General features: G+C 35.9%; 21 protein-coding genes. 5 read left to right on the plus strand and 16 right to left on the minus strand.

Annotation, left to right across the window (positions count from 1 at the left end):
• From BMY66_RS04970 to BMY66_RS05005, 8 genes are all read right to left on the minus strand, one after another.
• Window positions 1–3,579, minus strand: coding sequence for a helicase-related protein (locus BMY66_RS04970; protein ID WP_090394353.1), 3,579 nt, complete (start codon window positions 3,577–3,579; stop codon window positions 1–3).
• Window positions 3,580–3,762: 183 nt separating this feature from the next.
• Window positions 3,763–4,722 (minus strand): hypothetical protein, encoded by a 960-nt coding sequence (locus tag BMY66_RS04975; protein WP_090394354.1) that lies wholly within the window; start codon window positions 4,720–4,722, stop codon window positions 3,763–3,765.
• Between the two features lie 15 nt (window positions 4,723–4,737).
• Window positions 4,738–6,114: a chromosomal replication initiator protein DnaA gene (dnaA, locus tag BMY66_RS04980; RefSeq protein ID WP_090394355.1), complete on the minus strand. Its 1,377-nt coding sequence runs from the start codon at window positions 6,112–6,114 to the stop codon at window positions 4,738–4,740.
• Window positions 6,115–6,495: 381 nt separating this feature from the next.
• Entirely contained in the window at window positions 6,496–7,350 is an 855-nt protein-coding gene (locus tag BMY66_RS04985; protein WP_090394356.1) for a PGN_0703 family putative restriction endonuclease, read from the minus strand.
• A gap of 3 nt (window positions 7,351–7,353) precedes the next feature.
• Complete coding sequence (locus BMY66_RS04990; RefSeq protein WP_242942677.1) at window positions 7,354–7,677, minus strand: hypothetical protein; 324 nt, start codon at window positions 7,675–7,677, stop codon at window positions 7,354–7,356.
• A gap of 59 nt (window positions 7,678–7,736) precedes the next feature.
• Window positions 7,737–8,723: a helix-turn-helix transcriptional regulator gene (locus tag BMY66_RS04995; RefSeq protein WP_090394357.1), complete on the minus strand. Its 987-nt coding sequence runs from the start codon at window positions 8,721–8,723 to the stop codon at window positions 7,737–7,739.
• 5 nt (window positions 8,724–8,728) lie between these two features.
• Window positions 8,729–9,985 (minus strand): PDDEXK-like family protein, encoded by a 1,257-nt coding sequence (locus BMY66_RS05000; protein ID WP_090394358.1) that lies wholly within the window; start codon window positions 9,983–9,985, stop codon window positions 8,729–8,731.
• Window positions 9,986–10,098: 113 nt separating this feature from the next.
• On the minus strand, window positions 10,099–12,150 hold the full coding sequence (locus BMY66_RS05005; protein ID WP_177175583.1) for an AAA family ATPase: 2,052 nt from the start codon (window positions 12,148–12,150) through the stop codon (window positions 10,099–10,101).
• Window positions 12,151–13,064: 914 nt separating this feature from the next.
• Between BMY66_RS05005 and BMY66_RS05015 the strand changes: the two genes are divergently transcribed.
• Genes BMY66_RS05015 through BMY66_RS05035 form a run of 5 tightly spaced genes read left to right on the plus strand, consistent with a single transcriptional unit; the run spans window position 13,065 to window position 16,204 of the window.
• Entirely contained in the window at window positions 13,065–14,435 is a 1,371-nt protein-coding gene (locus BMY66_RS05015; RefSeq protein ID WP_242942678.1) for a Y-family DNA polymerase, read from the plus strand.
• Between the two features lie 38 nt (window positions 14,436–14,473).
• Window positions 14,474–14,701 (plus strand): hypothetical protein, encoded by a 228-nt coding sequence (locus tag BMY66_RS05020; RefSeq protein ID WP_090394362.1) that lies wholly within the window; start codon window positions 14,474–14,476, stop codon window positions 14,699–14,701.
• Between the two features lie 10 nt (window positions 14,702–14,711).
• On the plus strand, window positions 14,712–15,338 hold the full coding sequence (locus tag BMY66_RS05025) for an SOS response-associated peptidase (RefSeq protein WP_177175584.1): 627 nt from the start codon (window positions 14,712–14,714) through the stop codon (window positions 15,336–15,338).
• A 10-nt stretch (window positions 15,339–15,348) separates the two neighbouring features.
• The gene (locus BMY66_RS05030; RefSeq protein ID WP_143064505.1) at window positions 15,349–15,636 is read left to right on the plus strand and encodes a hypothetical protein; all 288 of its coding nucleotides are present in this window, start codon (window positions 15,349–15,351) and stop codon (window positions 15,634–15,636) included.
• Between the two features lie 28 nt (window positions 15,637–15,664).
• A complete protein-coding gene (locus BMY66_RS05035; RefSeq protein ID WP_090394365.1) occupies window positions 15,665–16,204 on the plus strand; it encodes a 3'-5' exonuclease in 540 nt (179 codons plus the stop codon).
• A 16-nt stretch (window positions 16,205–16,220) separates the two neighbouring features.
• Here BMY66_RS05035 and BMY66_RS05040 read toward each other — a convergent pair whose 3' ends face one another.
• From BMY66_RS05040 to BMY66_RS05075, 8 genes are all read right to left on the minus strand, one after another.
• Window positions 16,221–16,673: an isochorismatase family protein gene (locus BMY66_RS05040; protein ID WP_090394366.1), complete on the minus strand. Its 453-nt coding sequence runs from the start codon at window positions 16,671–16,673 to the stop codon at window positions 16,221–16,223.
• A gap of 34 nt (window positions 16,674–16,707) precedes the next feature.
• Complete coding sequence (locus BMY66_RS05045; protein WP_090394367.1) at window positions 16,708–17,037, minus strand: rhodanese-like domain-containing protein; 330 nt, start codon at window positions 17,035–17,037, stop codon at window positions 16,708–16,710.
• A 16-nt stretch (window positions 17,038–17,053) separates the two neighbouring features.
• Window positions 17,054–17,377, minus strand: a complete 324-nt coding sequence (locus tag BMY66_RS05050) for a thioredoxin family protein (RefSeq protein ID WP_090394368.1) — start codon at window positions 17,375–17,377, stop codon at window positions 17,054–17,056.
• 2 nt (window positions 17,378–17,379) lie between these two features.
• Entirely contained in the window at window positions 17,380–17,589 is a 210-nt protein-coding gene (locus BMY66_RS05055; protein ID WP_090394369.1) for a hypothetical protein, read from the minus strand.
• Between the two features lie 24 nt (window positions 17,590–17,613).
• Window positions 17,614–18,204, minus strand: coding sequence for an HD domain-containing protein (locus tag BMY66_RS05060; RefSeq protein ID WP_090394370.1), 591 nt, complete (start codon window positions 18,202–18,204; stop codon window positions 17,614–17,616).
• Between the two features lie 4 nt (window positions 18,205–18,208).
• A complete protein-coding gene (locus tag BMY66_RS05065) occupies window positions 18,209–19,207 on the minus strand; it encodes a helix-turn-helix transcriptional regulator (protein WP_090394371.1) in 999 nt (332 codons plus the stop codon).
• An 80-nt stretch (window positions 19,208–19,287) separates the two neighbouring features.
• Entirely contained in the window at window positions 19,288–20,136 is an 849-nt protein-coding gene (locus tag BMY66_RS05070; protein ID WP_090394372.1) for a hypothetical protein, read from the minus strand.
• Window positions 20,137–20,361: 225 nt separating this feature from the next.
• Window positions 20,362–21,195: a DUF5688 family protein gene (locus BMY66_RS05075; RefSeq protein WP_090394373.1), complete on the minus strand. Its 834-nt coding sequence runs from the start codon at window positions 21,193–21,195 to the stop codon at window positions 20,362–20,364.
• Window positions 21,196–21,741 lie beyond the last annotated feature (546 nt).

Consider the following 21,741-nt stretch of genomic DNA (forward strand, 5'->3'; position numbering starts at 1 on the left):
TTACTTTTCCTTATCTACTCCCAATTTAGAGTCAATTTCATCAAGCTTAAGCTCCAATTCGTATATCTTAGAAGAATATGGGTTCTCATTGTCCACCTGACTGCAAGCATACTCATAGAATTCCCTCTTCTCTTTTATTGATTTCTCAAGATCCATACGTCGTTTTGTCAAACCACCTAAACAACGATCAATTGCTAACAAGGCAGATACACGATTGTCTGTAATTTCTACCCTATACTTACCTGCTCTTTGAACGTAAACTACAGGATGAATCTTTGAAACCTTAGCTGGTGCAATAATGTCAAAGCCTTGATACTCCATAATTACAGAGCTTTCTTTCAATGGTTCCTCAACGAGAACATTCTGTTGTATCAAGTCTCTGATATCCTGTCGTTCCTGCTCAGTATACTTTCTTCCAAATCCAGCAAAGTAATACTCATCAGCCATTGCAAGACTTCTGAGTCGATCTAATCTTTCAATCTCTTCTGGATAAGATGTTGCTATGCTAGAAAATCTTTCAGTGTCTTTGACAAACTTGTGGTATAAGAGCTTTTGTTTCATTAACTCGTTGTTTACTTCTATTCTCTTTTTAATCAATGGGTTACCAACAGCCAGGGCTTTTACCTCAGCATAATTTAGAACAGTGTCATCAACATCCTGTCCCTCTCTATCCTCTATCACCCCACCTAGGATATCTGTAATAAATCGTTGTTTAGTCTCAAGTAACTGCCACGAATAGGCATCAAAACTACCTTCTGTGATATATCTATAAATTTCTACAGAATCGTTTTGATTGCCTTGTCTTAAGATACGCCCCTCTCTTTGAACCATATCTGCCGGTCTCCATGGGACATCCAAATGATGTAAAGCTTCCATTCTGTTTTGAACATTGACACCAAGACCAAGCTTAAATGTGGAACCAATGAGGACACGTATTCCTCCGGCTCTTACTTGCGAAAATATGGCTTGTCGCTTAGTCTCCGAAGTAGCATCATGAATAAAAGCTATCTCACTGTCCTGCATTCCCATCCTTACCAACAATGACTTTAATTCATCGTAGATGTTGAACCCTTCCTTAGGTGTCGATGTATCACAGAATACAAGCTGTGTTGTATTCTTCTGGTTTCCTCGCTTATAGATCTGATATACGTTATCAGCACACTTAAATACCTTGGAATCTGTAGTGAAGCTTGCCTGCTCGTCTACTAGTCTCATATCTAAAGCCGCTTTTCGTCCATCAGTTGTTATGAGAAGCATATTATCTTCTGTTCTAGGGACCTGTCCTGTTCTAACTTGCTCCGCTCTTTCAGAAATCTTACTAAGATAAGCTCTAAATGGTGCAGTTTTTGGAATTAGAACATCCTTATATCCATTGAAATCTGGTAAATCGTCATTTCCTGCCATACTATGAAAATCAGCAAAGGCTGCAATCATATTTGTAAGCTCAGGTATGTTATGAAACTTTGCAAATCTGGTAGCCATTCGATAGTTGCTGGTATCCACGTCTACTTCAAATCCAGTATTCTTCTCTGCAAACATACCGACCCAGCTATCAAAGTTTTGTAAACCAAGTAATTCAAGCTGAGACTCTTGTACATACTTTTGCATGATATAAGCATCAGTAATTGAATTTGTAATTGGAGTGCCTGTAGCAAATATTATTCCTCTACCATTGTTCTCTCTTTGGATTACATGGACTTTAGCCATCATGTCTTGGCACTTCTTTGAACCAACTTTATTTATTCCCATTACTCTATCTATCTTTGTATCAATCGGAACATTCTTAAAGTTATGTGCTTCATCTACAAATAGAGAGGTTATTCCTAAATCATTGAAATAGATTTCATCTGGGTCATCTGCAGTGAACAACAACTCAGAACGTAACTCTTTATTCTTGAGAGCTCTTTTTTGGAGCTTAGACGTCGGGCCATGTTCTATTACCTTATCCTGCTTTTTAATTTCATCGTCAAGCATCTCCATATAATAGGCATTTGAAATATTTAATTTTTCAAAGGATGAGTATGTAATAATAATTGCATCATAATCATTATCTCTAATATCTGTAAGAGTCCTTTTTCTATTGGCAGAATTCAAATCCTTAGATTCTACAATTTTTATCAATGCATCTGGATATATTTTCAGAAAAAGCTTTTTCCACTGTCCCAAGATATTATTAGGCACGACATACATATTTTTTTTTGAAACCCCAATACGTTTCAATTCCATTCCTGCAACTACCATTACGAAGGTTTTTCCTGAACCTACATCATGTGCTAACAACGTATTAGGCGAAAACAGTATTCGAGCCACCGCATCTTTTTGATATTGAAATAATTCAATCTTAGGATTTAATCCTGGTAGCTCGAGAAACGAACCATCGAAATGTCTTACCTTAGTACATGCATATCGTTCGTTGTAAATCTTTTCTAATCGTTCCGTACGCGTTGGTTGCGTCCACACCCATTTTTGAAATGCTTTTATCAATAAATTTTGTTTTTCTAATGTGATAGTTGTTTCTGTCTGATTAACTACCCTCTGTTTTCCACTCTTACTATTTGTGGAAGAAACACTATCGTAAACCGCTATAGACTGCATATTTAAAGTCTTAATCAAAACATCATAAGGATTAAGTCTATCTGTTCCAAATCTATTAACAAAATCGTGAGAACACCATTTTTTAGGTCTTCCTCCAGACCATTGCCATGTGCCCGTAATTTCATCATGAATTAATGGATATGATTCAGTTGGGGAATCATAGTTACGCCTTGAATATTTCTTGCAAAATTTACTATATGCATCTTTATCATCGAATCTTCTAGAGAATATTGGTATATATTCCGTATAATCAATACCCTCATTTAAATACATTACAAACTCCGAAATCACATCCGTAGGAACCCAAGGTGAACCTAACGTAATATAAATCTGATCCGAAGAAACAGAATCAGGCAATACCTTTGTTAATGCCTCAACATTAGCATCAAAATAACCGTGATATTCTTCAGTTGCGCGCTTTGCAATCTTTAATTTTTCACCTATATTTCCTGAAAGATATTCATCAGCTGTCATCCAACCCTTAAAGAAACACTCTCCCCATTTATCAGGATCTTGATATATTGACCCTTTCAAATGATTAATAATAGTTTTATATTCTTCGCCTGTAATAGATGCAATATACTCAATATCAACTCTACCAAGGTTATTAAGGCACTTAATATATCCATCGGATATACTTTCTACAAATACCCCCTGTGTAGAAGGCTCAGTATCATAGATATTTGTCCAATCCAAAGGAAGATCCATGGATGTTACTTCCAAAACGTGTGCTTCTTGAGCAGCTTTCCTTGCCTGTTCTTCGGCTATACGCCTCTCTTCTTCTTGTTTTCTCAGAATATTTAATTGCTCAAGTCTCTTTTCAGCTCGCTCTTTTTGCTCGGCTACACGGATTTCTCCTTTTTTGTCTTTGGCTATATCAATAAGATTATCTATAGCTTGAATTGAGCCATTATAATCATTAGATTCTAATTGCCTTAAAACGCTCTCCAAAGCAGCCGAAAGAGATGAAACCGTAGGAATCATTATTACTACCTCTCATTCCTCTAAATACAACAATGACCTAGCAATAATACCAATTAGGTATGACACACATTGTCATTCTTTAAATATTTTTCAAAATCATAGAAATCTAGGCATAAATATAGCACCCTCGATATACAAAAAAACGTACATCAGGGTGCTGAATAAAGCTTCACTATGATTCTACTAGCAATATTTTTCTAGAAAAGACATTCCATGAGCGCGTGGAAACAAATATACAACCTTCGTGCACGATTCAGTAAACCAAACAGGAACATTTGCACTATTCATTGCCTGAATCATTTCAGGTTGCCAACCCCTCTTTCTCACTATTCCTTTTCTTACGTAATCAGCGATTACATAAGCCATTTCTCTGTCCACACCATAATGTAATAACAGTTCAAATACATCTTCTCGATAAGCTATAACATCCTTCAAAGAAACAATTCCCTTTTCAATTAGAATTTCAGCGTTATCTTCCCATACTCCAGTACTGTGAGTTAAACCGTAGCATTTTACATTGTCTTCAAATGTCTCAGGTTTAATCAGTTCAAAGGCAATGCCTTTTTTTAGAGTTACTTGCAACTTTTCTCTATCTACTGGGAAAAAACAAAAGTAAAAAACATCTGTAGGTAGATTCCCAGAACCATTTCCATAATAATCCCTAGTTTGTCCATCACCAATGTATACACCATACTGAAGACCTTCTTCAAAAAATCTTCGCGATACATTCTCTTTGCTTGAATATTCTTCAAAATATGCAACTAGCTTCTTATTTATATCTGAGGTTACATTAGCTTCAAATGACATGAGTCTTTCCTTTTTATCATCAAGCGCAAATTCAGGATAAAGTTTTGGCTGACATGTAAGAGGGTCTATTGCTGTAAAATCAAGTAAAAAAGATACAACAAGTGCTGTTAGTGTTCCCCTAAAACAATAATCTTTCTCTTCAGCTCCAACAGCCTTTAAAGCATCATATACAGTTAACCATGCTGAGGAAGCCTCATACTTTTCAATCAAAGAGAGCTCCCAGTCAAGCCGCTGTCTAGCAGTCTTTAATAGTTCCTCTTCATATTTAACTTCTAATCTATTCTCACATAAATTGCGAAGTTTTGTATCTGCCTCTTTAATATATGGATATTTCATTATTAATTACCTCTTCTAGTTTGGATTTATCTTTTTCTTAATAGCCTCAACCTGACGTTTAAGCTCTTGATCAATTAACATCTCTTCTTCAATTTTCTTGGCGCCATTAGAAATAGTGGCATGATCTTTACCTCCTAGAAGTTTTCCAATAGCTGTCAAAGAGCAACTTGTCATTGTCTTGCATAAATACATAGCAATATGTCTAGGTCTTACTACTGATTGATACCTATTCTTTGAAGTCAACTGGTCCACACTAACATTAAAATGCTCAGATACTACTTCTAAAACTAACTGAGGTGTGATTTCTCTTGGCATATCAGGGGTAATCAGGTTCTGAAGTTCTTCTATCGCTATTTCAATAGTCACAGGCTTACGCTGAAGCTTTGAATATGCAATCAGCTTATTTAATGCACCTTCTATCTTTCTTACATTAGATTTAAAGTTTGCTGCTATGTATTCTTGAATTTCAGGAGCTAATTCATAATCACATTCTTCAAGTTTTCTTGTAATAATAGCCTTACGTGTTTCATAATCTGGAAATCCGATATCTGCCATAAGCCCCATTTCAAATCGTGATATAAAGCGATCATTAAGGTTTTGAAGATCCTTAGGAGGTTTATCCGATGTAATAATAATCTGTTTTCCTGACTGAAATAACTCATTGAAAGTATGAAAGAATTCCTCTTGCGTCGAATGTTTATCAGCAATGAACTGAATGTCATCTATCATAAACACATCAACAGATCTATATTTTTCTCTAAACTTCGCCATAGCCGTTGCATTCTGTGTAGTTCTAAGATTATCAATTAACTCATTTGTGTAGCTTTCTGAGGTAACATACAAAATGTTCAAATCATTTCTAGTTTCATTAATATAATTACCAATAGCCTGCACCAAATGAGTTTTTCCTAATCCAGGCCCACCGTATATATAAAGTGGATTATATGAACTACCTGGCTGTTCTGCTATAGCAAATGCCGCCGTTTGTGCAAAACGATTATTCTTTCCAACTACAAAGTTTTCAAATGTATACTTGGGATTAAGAGATATATTCTTCATAGTAGAACTAGCTAGATTTTTTTGCTGAACAAGCTCTCTTCTCTTACCCGTATACTGTTTTGCCTCGTCTGGAGAAATAATGCTTACCTCATACTCCTTATCCATTGCTTCACTTATAAAAGCAGAAAGAGCTTTTTTGAAACGCTTGCTAATGTATTTAATACCTAAGTCAGCACCTTCATTATCATCATATAGTAACAAGACATTATCCCCGTCAATAGTGAATACTATTAACGGCCTCAACCATTGATTAAAAGATACCTGCGTAATGTTAAATTCGCTTCTGATAGCATCAAGGATTGTATTCCATTTTTCTTTAAGCAATTCTTCCATAAATTAATACCCTTCATAAATCCTTGGCCTAATTATACAAAGTCACTATGTCACGATTTGTCTCTTTGGCTAAAGTTTTTTCTCCCTTTGTTGTGAATGGAATTATAGCAAATCATCCATCCAAATCAAAGGTTTCAAAATCCCCGGAGCACTTGATTTTCTGCGCTTTTTAACCTGTGGATAATGTGAATAAACTTCTATATCTCCTGTAAAATCGATATTATTTATTCACCGTTTTTCGCATTCAATTTTTAATGTCATTTTGTGAATAGTGTGAATAACTAAAAAAGTCCCCTCACAACTCCCGATTATCAATGCTTCGCAATCAAGAGTTATAAAAGGGCCTTGTTGAAAAAGATTTTTTGTATTTTTAGAGAAACACTATCTCAGTACATCAATATATTTCTCCTTAAACTTCGAATAATAATCCATTAATATAGGTTCATCTGCGACTATTTTTAATAGTTCATCTACCAATTCTTCCCAATATATATTTCTAATATTAGGAAACTTTTTAGATATCAAATCAATGTAATCTCTTCCACGCTTTATACCATTTGAATCATTAGCTTTAGGGGTAAGAAACAATACCACATCTCCGTCTCTCGCAAAACATATATTTCTATTAATCTGATAATATTTTTTCATTGGATTGCCATAAAATTCATCTTTACTACAATTAAGAAACGGACACTCATCAACCAAAGAACTATAAATTTCATCCCATTTTCTATCATATTTGGTAGGATCATTTTTATCTGGGTTAAGTCCACCAAAATCGGGCTCTGTAAACTTTATTTCAAATGATATATGTGAACCATCTTCCATTTCCATATAGAAATCAAAATTAGTCCCTTCCTTATGACAAGGTTCAAATTCAAAGGTAGCATTTACTATTTGATCACTCCCCATCTGAACCCCAATCTTTCTAAGTGCTGTAAGTAAATACTCTTCCCATTCAGTCTTTTCAAAAAATTTTTTGAAAAAATTCATACACATTATTTGAGAAGAATTAACATGATTAGCTCCAACATGGTACTTTCCCTTCATATCAGAACCAGAAAGATTTCCTTTTAAATCACACTTAATGGGTCCCTTGCCGTCAATAAAATTATCTTCGATTTTTAGATAAATGTGGGAATATGCTATTCCTTTCCACTTTCCACCTGTTAAATAATTAGGGATTTGATTTCCCATTGCTTCACGGACTCGTTTATCAAATGCTTTCTTTCCCATAATTTAAGCCTCCAACAATTTATAGACACAACTTGATACCGCCCTATCGTCTATATAAAAATCGCAACTTACTTTCCTACTATTACCACCGTATTTTTCAATAACATCCGGCAAATTATCATTCACGGCATCAAACTCCAGTCCTTTATTTTGACACCATTCAACAGCTAAATCTAAATTTTCACCCTCTCGACAAGTCCAAAGAATAATCCTATCGCCAAGTTGTCGTCTTTTATTAAGAAAGTCTATTAATCCTTCATTAGCTGGACCACACTCTGGCCATTTGCCAAAGCTTAATGTTCCATCAAAATCTACTGCAAAAACCATGTACTTTACCTCCACTATCCTAATAGTATCAAAGATCATGTACATTATTTTGCACATTACTAATCCATATACTTATTTACCATTATCTTAACGTCATCCTTCAGTTGCTTTCTTAGTGATTGAGGCTCCAACACCTCTACGTAAGGTCCATATTGCAATGCCCAAAATCTTATTGCCTTTTCATTTGTATAAACTCTTATTTCAAGGGTAGTTTCTTCCTCTTTTAGTATCTGAAAATCTTTACCAAACCAGTCCACTAAATCCGACATCAAAAACTTCTCAACGGACATCTTCACATAAGCTGAATCACCGCTAAACATATATGTATGTTCAGCCATGTGCTTAGGAAGATTAAATCCATTCTCAAGTCCATGTACCATTTTCATAGGCTTCGCTTTAGAATCAAGCATCTTCACGTCTGTAATCATGTCTACTCTAAAGTGAATCACGTTATCATGCTTATCCACGTTGGCAACTAGATAAAACTTTCCATTATTAGCAATCATTTGATAAGGATTTACAATATAGGGCTCTTTTCGTTTAGGATGAAGCTTAAAATCTGTTCCATAAACATTATAAATAAAAGATATTTGACGCTTGGCAGATATAGCATCGTTGATTACATCGAGAGCATACACTGCCTGTTTATTGTCTGTATGCTGCAATTCAGGTAAATTACTTACATGTGTCACCTTAGCATTAAAGTATTTGCTGGACATCCCTCTAAGTTTACCTATCAGATTTTTTGCTTGCTTAGTAGAAATCGACTTAGAAAACAGAACACTATCTATAAGAATCCTTAGTTCAGCATCATCAAATTCTCTTGATACAAGCCTATATCCGTTTTCCATGGATATGTCATATCCCATTTCTTTAAGGGACAAGACATTTGCTTTTACAGAACGACGGTCACACTGAACATCATAGTTTTGCGCAAGCAGTTTTAAGATTTCTTGCTGAGTAAGACCATGGTTCTCATCCGTATACTGCTTTAGGATTTCTAATATAAGCATATTGAGCATTTTCTTGTTTGCTGTAGTGTACATAACCTCTACCTCTCCAATATATGTTTTAGTTTTCCGAAATAACTATCTATATCAGAACATATACCCTCAATATACTTTGCGAAATCTTCTTCATCATACAAAGAATAATATTCATCATTATTGGTGTATCTAAAATTAACAGCGGTTTCTACGTTTAAGTATTTCCACCAATACCAGTTACCATTTTCTTTTTCGTGAGCTCCTGCCAAACTTAAATCGTTGTCGTCAATTATTCTTTGAATAATATCTTCTTTATGAACATCCCAATTATTGCATCCAGACCAAGGCGTAAGTCCCATATATATCTTCCATTCAATTTCAATTCTGAATGAAATGTTTTTATCTATCCCCCACTTAGATAATGGAATAATGTAGTTAAGACTTGGCCAAGACCTCCGGTTATTCTCATAGAATTCATTTGTTTGGTCCTCATATAATGCCACAAGCGTAAGTCCCATATCATTATATCGTTCCATATGTTTTTCTATAGCCCGAAAAACTTCTTTCATCTTCTCTATTTTTACGTATTTTATAGCTTGTTCTATTGTCGATGCAGCATTAAATAAATCTGAAGATTTTGAAATTTCTTTAACTAAATCCTTTTGTTCTTTCTCACTCATTTTATTCCAAGTACCTTCTCGCTTAGACCAACCTTGAATCACATCCAAATACTGTCTTATTATACTTTTAACATCAGAGTTTTCTGTTAAATCAATGCATGATTTTAACCAATTAGAAATATCACTTTTAAAGGATATACAACATAATTGTTCATTAGGCCTCAGTTCGCCCTTACTACTTTCACTCGGCTCATGACCATCGATTGTTAAGTAAAATATTCTAGTGTCTTCATCCTTATCTTTGGCATACACATAATAATCCCAACATTGATTATCTTGATCATCTGCATATATCTTTACCTCAATTGGAATAAATTTTCTTCCTACTATTATGCATAGGTCAATTCTTCTTAATGCATCGATAGGATATTCTGCAACAACACTTGCATTACTATAATCAGAATCACCAATCCCCGAATAGTTAAGTACATTTTCAACAAACAGCTTTAAAAAAGTATCCCCATGCCCATGACTTCCTTTTGGATCTAACAACTCTCGAAGAAAGCGGCACATTAGGACTTCTTTATTATCTATACGTTCGATTCTAAAGATATTAAAATCATTTTTCCCTAGCTCGTTAACAGAATGGTACTCTGTAACATATTTACTAGCCTTTTTAAGCAAATTAGTAAATGTATCCATAGCTGCTCTCCTACCTATACCTAATTATGAATAATTTGTACATGCATCAATTCCCCATATAGTACGTATTATGAACTCTAGCTGTGACTATTCTATGTACATAATTTTGCACATTACACCGCAAATCCAATAATCCCAACTTGCTTCTTATCTAAGCTCTCTATTATGGTTTCGTCAAAATCCTCTGCCAATAGCTTTACTAGTTGCCCCCTAGTCGGAGTCGCATTCTTACGTTTCATCAAGCGTTGAGCCTGTTTCAGAATTGCTCGTTCCACAAGATTTCTTACAAATCTTCCGTTGCCATACTCTTCTATTTGATATGCCTGTTCAAAGATTCTTAGACATTTCTGTTCAGCCTCTTTATCAGCCTTTAGACCTCTTTCCTTCAACATGAGCCTCATTATATCTAGGAGTTCCTGTGGTTTATAATCAGGGAAGTCCAAATGAAATGCTATTCTGCTTCTCAAACCCTCATTTTTATCAAGAAATTGTTTCATCTTATCTGGATAGCCAGCAAATATAACAATCACGCTATTTCTATGGTTCTCCATCTCCTGGACAATTGTATTAATAGCTTCATCACCGTATAATCCATCTTTTTCTACTAACGAATAAGCTTCATCAATAAATAAAACACCACCAGATGCTTCCTTAAATTTATCTACGACAGCAGGCGCAGTCCAGCCAACATACTGTCCAACCAAATCACTTCGTCCACATTCGACGTATGCACCAGACTTAAGGACCCCTTCTTCTGTCAAAACATCAGTCAGCAACCTTGCAACCGTAGTCTTTGCACATCCAGGATTCCCCGTAAATACCATATGTCTAGCCATATTAGTCTTTCCAAGTCCATATTTTTCTCGGTACGTCTGTACCTTATAAGCAGCTATAATACTGTCAATCAAGCTCTTCACTTCGGGTAAACCTATCATATTCTGTAGTTCTTCATAGGCAGTTCCCTTCTTCTTTTCAACTACCTTAGTCATTTTACAAGTGCTGTAAGAACTATAAACTTTAGACTTCAATATCTCCTTAGCCCATTTGTTGTATGATTTTTGCACGTCAAAACACTTAAAAACCTTCTTACTACTAGAAAGATATTCTTCTATCGAATCATCAACTAATTCTGCAAACTCAGTTTTCTGTGATAGTAATTTAAAATACGAAATTGCTTCTTCGCGGGAGCCTGAGCCCTCAGCAATGCTTATAATATCTATATCCTCTGACACCCTAGCTAATAATTCCCTTGAAAAACCTGGATTTTCAATGTCCTCTAAAAAGAAAAACAACGTATTCTTATGGTACTGTGCAGTCAATTCTCCTAGGAACTTCACAAGCCTCTTATAACTATTTGCAAAATTACCAACAAAAGAACCTTCTCCACGAGCATCAATTACTAGAATACCCCCACCAGATTGCCTAAACACCTTCTTCAGGTCCGTTTCGTCAAAGGCTCTATCACTTAAGTCACTAATAACATTCATTCTAACGCCTAAAGTTCTATGTCTTGTATGAAGCATTCTGACCATTAAATCGATGATAACAAGCGCCGTCTCCTGATCTCCAGCCTGAATTTTATAATGAACTGGATGACCATAGAACTTAAGCGCATTTTCATTAGAATAAATGCGTTCTATCTCATCTAATAAGGTCTTATCAGCCATTATACTTTTGGCTTCTTCTATAGCCTTCTTCTTTAAAACTTTATCTGACTTTGCAATGTATTCATTTATCTTAAAGTAGGAATTATCGAAATAATCAAGCTGCAAATCATATTCAGAACGTCTTATTCCATGATCAAAATAGCCTCTATTATCAGCCTCTTCTTGTATATGAACGAAATATTTTGCCGTAATTTCCTGCTCAGACTCTACATTGCCAATTACATATCCCCTAGTTTTATTTGGAGCGTTTTGAATCCTTTTATTAACATCAGCAAGAGCAACTTTGTCTGGCCATAAGGATATTGCTATATCAACAAATTCATCATTACTTCGATATGCGAAACAATAATATTCTCCGTTCAACGCAAGCCCATTTATGCATTGATTAATTTTCTTTATGATTCTATCCGACGTATTTCTACTAGACTTTCGATCATCCTCCTTTTCTAACTCTTCTGGAATTGGTGTTAATCCAAATTTTACAGTGTAACAAAGCATAAAACTCATACCTCCGATTAAGAAAAACTAACTACTTAACCTACTTTGTATGAAAATTTTAGCAAAGAGCATGTGCATTATTTTGTACATAGACTATAGTACTCTCTAACCTAAAGAAACCAACAACACCAATAGATACAAGCTTATTGTTTTGAGGAAGAGATGAGTAAATGCGATTTTTGTAAAAAAGACTTTTCTATTAATACAGCACGAAATGATTTTGAATTAGAATTTATTTCAGAGTCCCTTATATATAGTAATCTATCAAAATGTCTATGTGGTAGATGTGCCATAGAGGGAATAAACAGATATGAACAAGATATTTATTATGAGAAATGCGAGTCTTGCGGTAAAAAATTTGATTTAATGTTAGATACTACGAAATTTAGTAAACTACCTACTTTGCCGACCGGCTATGAGCTCAGAGATTTTTGGGATGCATCTATTCTATGTTGCGATTGCACTATTGAAATGCTACAGGATGTTTTTGAGTTTATGGTTTTCTAAGCCCCAAAATCCCTGCAAAACCACAGGTACAACATATAATTCTGACTCTCTATAAATGGCACTTAATCGGATACTATTACTATTCCAGCTTCCTGCATCTCAGGAAGCTCTTTTATATAGAAATTGTCATTAGTGGCAGCAACAGCATCTACCATCAACACCAACCATATTGATAGCATCTACCTGCATCCGTTCTATAAACTGCACAAACTCTTCCGAGGAAAAAGCTTGACACTAAATAAATTTTATAATTTGTTCGGGTTTACAAAAAATCGTGTTCGGGTGTATTATCTACTTACAAAAAGCAAACATATATTCGGAAAGTATGTTCGTGATTTATCAAGGAGGTAAGACAACTGGATATGTCTAAGCATTTACTAACCCCCCAATGCTACATAGCTATAGATATGAAGTCATTCTATGCATCTGTAGAATGCGTCGCCAGAGGTCTTGATCCACTTAAAGCTAACCTTCTAGTCGCTGATGGAAGTAGAACCGACCAAACCATCTGCTTGGCAGTCTCTCCTGCCCTTAAAGCTATAGGCGTTCCAAGTAGACCTAGACTATTTGAGGCAAAACAAGCCATAGAGAAGTACGAGCGACTCCACCATACTAAGGTTCTTTATATTACTGCAGTCCCACGTATGCTTGAATATGAGAAAGTATCAGCCAAGATTTACGGTATTTTTCTAAAATATGTAGCCCCCGAGGACATTCATGTTTACAGTATCGATGAAAGTTTCATCGACTGCACACCCTACTTACATCTTTATGAAAATGCAGCTATAAAAACTGGCCAAAGTCCCGCTCATATCATGGCTATGACAATGATTAGAGATGTACTCAAGCAAACTGGCATTACTGCCACCGTTGGCATTGGAACTAATCTATATCTTGCAAAAGTTGCAATGGATATCGTAGCTAAAAAAGCTCCTGCCGATAAAGATGGCGTACGTATTGCTGCTCTAACAGAAGACTCATATAAGACTTTACTATGGCCACATAAACCCCTCACAGACTTCTGGCAAATAGGTAATGGTAAAGCCCGTCGCTTGGAACGAAATATGATGTTCACCATGGGAGATGTTGCAGAACGATCTCAACTAGATGAGGAGTGGTTTTATAAAACCTTTGGCATTGATGCAGAGATACTAATAGATCATGCCTGGGGAATCGAGCCCGTTACAATGCATGATATTAAAAACTACAAATCCGATAACCACTCTCTTTCCAACGGACAAGTATTGCCTAGACCATATAAGTACGAAGAAGCATGTATTGTCCTAAAAGAGATGATTGATATCCTATGTTGTGACATGTACAAGAAAAATCTGGTATCGTCAAAGTTCACCTGGTGGGTAAGCTACGACTACAAAAGTCTTGAATATTGCCCTCACTACGATGGGCCACTAGCTATAGATTGGTATGGTAGACTACATCCAGCACATTCTAATGGCACAGTAAATCTCCGTAATGCTACAAACACTTCTAAACTAGTAATTGAAGCTATCATGAATGATGTGATAAATAAAACTGACCATAGAATACTTTTCCGCCGACTTGGCATATGTGCTTGTAATGTCCAAAATGACGGTGGCTATTTTCAAATGGATCTATTCACCGACTATGAAGCGCTTAACAAAGAGCAGCTCATTCATTCTGCACTGTTAGAGGTAAGGACTAGGTATGGAGCAAATGCAATATTAAAAGGCATTAACCTTCTAGAAGGTGCTACCACAAGAGAACGAAATGTTCAAATCGGCGGACATAAAGCTTAATTTAATAACCTATATTTTATGAAATTGGATGAAATGATATGATTACTGATAGATACAGAAAAGTGTATGAAAGAGGCAAACCAAAGCACTCTCCTTTTGATGATTTTTCAATCAAACATCCGGCCATGGATTTATCTAGACGTGCCAAAATATTCAGCCCATTCGATGCACTAAAAGGATTTAATGAAGAAATCGCAAGTACAGAACTCTCTTTTGAAGCAAATTACTCTGACTTAGAACATGTACCTGCAGAGGAATATCCATAGGAGATTCGCTATGTGTACCAGATATGCACTTGATATAACTCAACCTGAATTGAAAGAAATCATAGATATTGCAAGAAGCTCACGTCTCACAACTAAGTTTGTGGCCACTCACGCAAGACCACTAATCACTGATGGCGAAGTCCGCCCTACTGATATTGTTCCAGTAATAGCTCCTAATTCTAAAGGAGAAAAATGTGTATTCCCAATGCAATGGGGATTCACGGCCAGAGATAATAAAAGATCTTTGTTCAATGCCAGACTTGAAACTGCTGGTGAAAAGCCTACATTTAAGGATGCATTTCAATCTCATAGATGTATTATTCCAGCTGCTTATTACTATGAATGGGAGCACTTTAAAAGTCCTGATGGAAAAGTAAAAACAGGAGATAAATATGCCATCCAGCCAACTGGTTGCACTGTAACCTGGCTCTGTGGCCTATATCGCATCGAAGAAGGATATCCTGTATTTGTAATACTTACAAAAGAACCTACCATAGAACTTGGTAAGATTCATGACAGGATGCCTATGATACTACCGAAAGATAAAATTGAAGACTGGATTAATCCTTCCAAAAATCCAGAAGAAATAATACCATATGCCTTACTTGATATGGTTACAGAAAAAGCAGAAAGATAAAAACATATTTATGGGAAAAGTAATACAAGAAGTAGATGTTATAGCTCAATTCAAGTACGATGGTGAAATCATACCCCTGCGATTTCAGCTAATAAATGAAGATGGAAAACCTGAAGCCTACACTATAAAAGGCTACAAACGAATAAGACATAAAAGCCCATATAAAAGTGTAGATGACATCTTAGTCATAAGCACAACCATTGTTTTTGAATGCCAAGTCAATGTACAAGATAAACTCAGTATTGTGAGGCTCTACTTTCAACCAGAAGGCCATATTTGGCTACTTGGAATAGATTAATAGTTTAAGGTACAGAAAGGTTTTATCGATGTCTAGATTTATTGTTTTTGATGTGGAAACTCCAAATAGATATAACAATCGTATGAGTGCTATCGGAATCAGCGTTATCGAGGATGACAAAATCATCGACGAGTTCTACTCATTAGTAAATCCAGAGACTTATTTTGACTATTTTAATGTTAAGCTTACAGGAATTAACGAAGAAAAAGTTGCTAATGCTCCAACCTTTCCAGAACTATGGGAACAAATTGAACCTATTATGAGCAGTGGAATGCTTGTGGCTCACAATGCATCTTTTGATATGAATGTTTTAAAGAAATGCCTAAATGATTACTGTATTGAATGGAAGCCATATGCTAGGTATGTCTGTACTGTCCTAATGGGAAGACAATTACTTCCTAACATCAGCCATAAACTTAATGATTTATGCTGCTATTATGGAATAGCCCTAGACCACCATCAGGCAGATAGTGATAGTCACGCCTGCGCCGAAATTCTTCTAAGATACTTTCAAGATGGTGGCGATATAAAAGGAGCAATCAGAACCTGCTCCTTTAAGAAAAATTAACCTCTACAGTGAACTACTAGTCCGCTATAATCTCAACTCCAGCATCTCTCATTTCAGGCAGTTCTTTAAGATAAAAATTGTCATTCCTGGCTGCTACAGAATCAAGATATATTCTGACTTTATACCCTCTCTTAATTGCTTCAAGCGCAGTACGTGCCACGCAACATCTTCCATCCACACCAACCATGTTGATTGTATCAACCTTCAAATTCTGGATAAATTGAACAAAATCATACGAAGAAAACGCACTTGGCCAGCTTTTGGTAAAACTACACTCTGATACTATTTTGAGTTCATCCGCAAGATTATAATGCTCTATATTTTCAATCTTCCCAACATTTCTTATGTATACAACAGGTACATCTGATTCAACAGCTTCTTTAATCCTCGTATTAACTCGCGTCATTAGATCAGGCTCATAGCTATTCATATATTTTTGCTGCATATCTATTACAAGAAGAATTTCCATATATTCCGCATATCACCTCAATTAATGTACCCCATTAGTTGCTTCCTATTACTGTATTTCCTTTGTAAGATGCTATTCCACCTATACTTTTAGCATTTGTATATCCCATCTTTTTCATGGCGCTTACTGCAGATGCACTTCTTGATCCGCGAAGACAATATACAAAAACTGGAGTATTTTTATCTGCAATGACATCCACTACCTTTTCTATATTTTCAACTGGCACATTTTTACTTCCTGGAATGTGTCCACCTGAATATTCTTCCTTAGAACGCACATCAAGAAGCACTGCGTTTTCTAAAGACTTCATGGCCTCTACTTCGGCATTAATACCTACATGTTTGAAAAGATTAAATAATCCCATATTCTACCTCTCAATCCTACGACATTAGTTCAATCAACCGCTCTAACTTTGCAAAGATTTCATCTAAACTAAAATATCCAGATTCACGGATAGCCACTTGCCCATCAATATACACAACAACTGTTGGAAATGACAAGACATCATTCTGTGCTGCAAGTTCAGGATACTCATCAATGGATATATGCCTTGCTTCTACTTGTTCATGACTAGATAACCATGCCTCTATTCGTTGCCTTATAGCTACACATGGAGTACAAGCCTTAGAACTGAATTGAAGCAAAACTATTGAGTGTTTAGAGACTAATTCTTGAATAGTCTCTCCTTCTTTAATATCAATCATACTTACTTTTCTCTACTTTTAATTCCATCATAGATTTTTTGCTCTATCTCATCATTAGACATAGCGTAGTACTCATATTCACTAAAAGCTATGACAACATCCCCAAGCTCTGTTTCAGCAATGACACAGTCTTTTCCTTCAAAGAAAATCTTATATATCTTTCCAGCTAAGAGCTTTGTGAATTGTCTTTCCTCTAGAAATTCTCTTTCCATAGCAAAATCCCCCTACTATTCACTTTATTTACTAGGATTGTAGTTATCTTTATCAACCACAAGATAGATATCTTCACCCATCTTCTGCTCAAAATAATCTTTTAGCGCCAAATTAGTATCCCATTTTTCAGGATCATAGTAACCGTATCTTCTTTTAACATCAGACATTCTATCTATGATATCCATAACACCTTCAGCTCCACCGATGGAATCACAAAGTTGAATTAACTTATCATATTCATCAAGTTCTATCTTTGCCAATTCTGTTTTTATTAATTCCGTCTCTTCGTCCGTTGTATCAAAGTTGCCAACATAACCATCAATGCTTTTGCCATTGAATGAATGTGTAAGACATACTCTGGCTGGTTCGTCATAGCCTAATGACATCATATAAGAATATCCATCAGAAACATGCCCAAGATGACGTTTTCCAAATCTCCTCCCAATGTCATGTAACAAACCTACTACATATGCTTTTTCCGCATCAAGCCCACTTTTAGCAGCAATACATTCAGCACAATGAGCAACAGTTCTGCTGTGATCACCCCATGGCCCTGGGTTCAGCTTTTCTGCTTCTTCAAGAAGTCTCATTGCCTCATTTCTAGTTGGATACATATATCTATTCTCCGCAATAACTCTTTAACTGTTCTTCAATCTGTTTCTTATAATCAGCAACTACATTCTCTGGACTGGTAATCTTTACGTCAGCACCAAGTCCAAAGACCCATCCAAAAAACTGCTGAGAAACAGCTACATCAACCACAACAAAGCTTCTACCATTTTCTGCAGGTCTTATAGTAACGTCTTTTCCAAATCTATCAATAAAGATACTTACTTTGTCATCTGGAAATTCGATATGTACTCTTCTCTTTTCTCCATGAAACATTGAGAAGTTTTCTACCACGTACTCGCCCATATCAAAGTGATTAAATAAATCCTTACCTTCTCTAGCCTCATCTGTGATAGCAACCTTTAGCATCTTATCAACTCTGTAATGCTTAATCTTACCTGCATCTGAATCATAGGCTACAAGGTAATAGTTCTCATCTTCCATAGCAAGGAACCAAGGACTAACCATGTAAAGCTCGCCATCTTTCTTTGGAACTAGCTTCTTTTCAGTATTCCAAATGCAGTACTGGAACTTTATCTGTTTATTCTGCTCTATTGCTGAGTGTAAAGTATCTACTGTGTAATAGATAGATTCATTCATATTTTTGATACGGTCATTTACAAAGACCTGTCTTTGGATTTGCTTAGCCTGATATTCGCTAACAAACGACTTCATCTTATTAATAAGCTGTGCAGACTTATTTTTAGTGATGAACTTAGATGACTGAATAGCCTGTATAAGAAGCTTAACCTCCGCAAGTTCAAAAGGACGAGATCCTACGTGATAATATGTCTCTCTACCTTTCTGCTCTTTGATAACCTCGATACCAAGATGCTCTTCCATACATTTAAAATCGTCGTAAAGACTCTTTCGTTCTGCAGTAATTCCCTCTTCTTCAAGCTCATGCATTATCTGCTGAAGAGTAAGACTGTGCTCATCATCAGTCTTTTCCTGCATAATTTTACAGAGATAGCTTAGTTTTAATTTTTGATTAGACCCCTTTGGCATAAAAATACCCTCCTGTACATACTAGATTAAGTATATCACAGAAGGGTAACTTATTGGACATTATGTTATTCGTAATTAGGTTATTTTGAAAGTGATTTTTTGTATTTAGCCTGGTAGTTCTTTTCGCTAACAAGAACATATTCTTCGACATACTTGGCTTTTAAAGGTTTATCATCGGCCATATAGTAAATTTTCTTTGATATATCCTTGCCAGTATAATCTTTTAAAGCTATTTCAACGCGTATATCACCTTCTGAAAAGAACTTCCTATATATGGATTCTTCGGTATCTCCATAGTCTTTTATATCGTGAGGAGCAACCCATTTATTTATAGGAGGGTAATCTTTTACCTTGTAGTCAAGCTTAGGAACCACCCCACGCTCTGTAACACTTATGTTTTCAGCTTCCATTATTTCCAGGCCTAACTCATTTAGCATATCAACATGGAGATTTCCACGCTTTTTCATAAGCTGGCTCATTTTTATATAATTAGCTACACTCCTATCGCTAGCAATTGTTAACTTCATAGCTTCAAGTTCTTCTGTTAACTCTTCGTACATACGCTTGTATAACAAGGGTTCTTCTACTAAAAGCTCGCAGGGGATCTTTTTCGTTTGCTTTGTGCAGCTAATGATGTTTGAAGTAATGAGATCTCGATATTCTTGCTCATTACACCAAATAGAATCAGTGAGATAATCTTCACCTAAAGCAATAGAAGCAAGAAGTACCCAGTTAGCACCGCCTTTAGAGGACGATTTGCCGCCTCGTATATTGGAATTAAGATAGATAGAATCAATATTAGGCATTATAAACTTGTTAACCCAGGTGCGGGATGCTTTTAATTCCTTACAAATCTGTCGTATTGAAATAGTATGAGTAGTCTTTAGGCAATTTATAGTTTCTTCCCAGTTTTTTTCATCTACATTCATAAATAACCTCTATATATCTTTGGTATGTTATATTATACCATACGTAATAGCTTACTAAAAACATTTGGGTCGTTCTCCTGCTTCACTCATTCTCAAACAATCTACTATATACAAATAAAAAAGCTGAGCAACAATAAACAAGAAGATAGCCATTTCAAAACCTATTTAATGCAAAAAGACCAGCAAAAAAAAAGCCAGTCTAATTGCTTTATCTATTTTAAAGGACTATGCCACTTTGGAAAGTCCTGTGGCATCATACTTGTAAACTGAATCAGTAAGCTTGTCGCAAGGTGCAACTTCTGTAGCATTCACAGTCTTAACAAGCTCTAAAAGCTCAATAGCCGATGGGCCAAATTCGTCCTTCAATACGAGAATTTCATGCGTGCTCGAAGGAAGAATAAAGAAATCACCCTCAAGCTTTTCTCTAAGCTCGCCTAAAAACTCAGAGCAAAGAACTCCTGCACCATGAATCATACTCTCAGAAGTAACCACATAAATCTCAGGTAATCCTAAATCAAAAGGTACTTCCTGCCCCATCATCTTTGCTAATGTCTCAGCTAGAGTCTTTGTATCAAAATCCATGTCGTGACTTACTACATTGAATAAATCTTCCTCTGTAAGGCCAACCTTTTCAAGCACTCCATCCTTAATAAGGAAAGAACCCTGCCCACCATCAATCTCACCAACTTCAACTCTGTATACAACAGCCATATCTAAATAATCTCTGTAAACAACACCTGGCTCTAAAATCACATTTCCTGCAGAAACCATCTGAGCCTTAACATGACCTAAAATATAGTCTTTATCTAAAATGTGCTCCATATCTATAGAAGGAACTTCTCTTGAAATAACCTCTAGAGCATACTTCATAATCTCATCGAAGCAGGTCATCTCTCCAATGTATATTGTAGGACAAACCATCCTCTCTTCATCTATCTTCTTAATAACAAGACCTGTCTTAACCTCATTGTTCTTGTTAACCTTAGTCTTTTCCACAAAATAACCCTTATCCTTAAGCTCTCCATTGACCTTCTCAATTAATCCCTTTGTAACTCTCATTTCTAAAAAATCTCCTTTAAAATAAATATCTTTCCTTGGACAAACCAAACTCCTTAAGGAATTGGCATAAAAGCCAAACACATAAAGAAAAACAATGAACAAAATGAAATCCATAAATGGTCGCTAAACTTCATAATCACACCTACCTTTCCAACCAACCTCAAATCTTCGAAAATCCAATTTTTCTTCCGGCACCGAAGCCGGGAATTTGGAGCCCGATTAAGATTTAGCTTTTAATTTTCCTATGAATCCTTTCTTAAATATTTTTCTTCCGTATACCTTGCGGTTTATTCGTTTGCCCGGAGACAAAAAAGGCCTTAGAACATCCACTAGCAAGGGTTCGAAGAACTTGTCTTGCCCTTGATAGGGGATGGTCTAAGACCTAACTTTTGTTGGAGCGGCAAATGAAGAAACCGCAGGGGAAGGGAAAATGTAGAAAGGTTTATGAAAACTGAAAGATAAATCCCCCATCGGCGTAGCCGATTATAATCCTTCCTTGTAGCGAAGCGCTTGGTCTGTGGAGATGGGCAGACCTGGGTCTGGAAG

The organism is Pseudobutyrivibrio sp. C4, from assembly GCF_900111635.1.
GTDB lineage: Bacteria > Bacillota > Clostridia > Lachnospirales > Lachnospiraceae > Pseudobutyrivibrio > Pseudobutyrivibrio ruminis.

What these genes read in the sequence shown, in the direction of transcription:
- BMY66_RS04990 (WP_242942677.1), bottom strand. Translation starts at nt 7,677, where the DNA reads ATGGTTTTTGCAGTAGATTTTGATGGAACATTAAGCTTTGGCAAATGG.
- BMY66_RS04995 (WP_090394357.1), bottom strand. Translation starts at nt 8,723, where the DNA reads ATGTACACTACAGCAAACAAGAAAATGCTCAATATGCTTATATTAGAA.
- BMY66_RS05000 (WP_090394358.1), bottom strand. Translation starts at nt 9,985, where the DNA reads ATGGATACATTTACTAATTTGCTTAAAAAGGCTAGTAAATATGTTACA.
- BMY66_RS04985 (WP_090394356.1), bottom strand. Translation starts at nt 7,350, where the DNA reads ATGGGAAAGAAAGCATTTGATAAACGAGTCCGTGAAGCAATGGGAAAT.
- dnaA (WP_090394355.1), bottom strand. Translation starts at nt 6,114, where the DNA reads ATGGAAGAATTGCTTAAAGAAAAATGGAATACAATCCTTGATGCTATC.
- BMY66_RS05050 (WP_090394368.1), bottom strand. Translation starts at nt 17,377, where the DNA reads ATGATTGATATTAAAGAAGGAGAGACTATTCAAGAATTAGTCTCTAAA.
- BMY66_RS04970 (WP_090394353.1), bottom strand. Translation starts at nt 3,579, where the DNA reads ATGATTCCTACGGTTTCATCTCTTTCGGCTGCTTTGGAGAGCGTTTTA.
- BMY66_RS05070 (WP_090394372.1), bottom strand. Translation starts at nt 20,136, where the DNA reads ATGAATGTAGATGAAAAAAACTGGGAAGAAACTATAAATTGCCTAAAG.
- BMY66_RS05075 (WP_090394373.1), bottom strand. Translation starts at nt 21,195, where the DNA reads ATGAGAGTTACAAAGGGATTAATTGAGAAGGTCAATGGAGAGCTTAAG.
- BMY66_RS05045 (WP_090394367.1), bottom strand. Translation starts at nt 17,037, where the DNA reads ATGGGATTATTTAATCTTTTCAAACATGTAGGTATTAATGCCGAAGTA.
- BMY66_RS05015 (WP_242942678.1), top strand. Translation starts at nt 13,065, where the DNA reads ATGAAGTCATTCTATGCATCTGTAGAATGCGTCGCCAGAGGTCTTGAT.
- BMY66_RS05030 (WP_143064505.1), top strand. Translation starts at nt 15,349, where the DNA reads ATGGGAAAAGTAATACAAGAAGTAGATGTTATAGCTCAATTCAAGTAC.
- BMY66_RS05060 (WP_090394370.1), bottom strand. Translation starts at nt 18,204, where the DNA reads ATGTATCCAACTAGAAATGAGGCAATGAGACTTCTTGAAGAAGCAGAA.
- BMY66_RS05055 (WP_090394369.1), bottom strand. Translation starts at nt 17,589, where the DNA reads ATGGAAAGAGAATTTCTAGAGGAAAGACAATTCACAAAGCTCTTAGCT.
- BMY66_RS05020 (WP_090394362.1), top strand. Translation starts at nt 14,474, where the DNA reads ATGATTACTGATAGATACAGAAAAGTGTATGAAAGAGGCAAACCAAAG.
- BMY66_RS04975 (WP_090394354.1), bottom strand. Translation starts at nt 4,722, where the DNA reads ATGAAATATCCATATATTAAAGAGGCAGATACAAAACTTCGCAATTTA.
- BMY66_RS05025 (WP_177175584.1), top strand. Translation starts at nt 14,712, where the DNA reads ATGTGTACCAGATATGCACTTGATATAACTCAACCTGAATTGAAAGAA.
- BMY66_RS05035 (WP_090394365.1), top strand. Translation starts at nt 15,665, where the DNA reads ATGTCTAGATTTATTGTTTTTGATGTGGAAACTCCAAATAGATATAAC.
- BMY66_RS05065 (WP_090394371.1), bottom strand. Translation starts at nt 19,207, where the DNA reads ATGCCAAAGGGGTCTAATCAAAAATTAAAACTAAGCTATCTCTGTAAA.
- BMY66_RS05040 (WP_090394366.1), bottom strand. Translation starts at nt 16,673, where the DNA reads ATGGAAATTCTTCTTGTAATAGATATGCAGCAAAAATATATGAATAGC.
- BMY66_RS05005 (WP_177175583.1), bottom strand. Translation starts at nt 12,150, where the DNA reads ATGCTTTGTTACACTGTAAAATTTGGATTAACACCAATTCCAGAAGAG.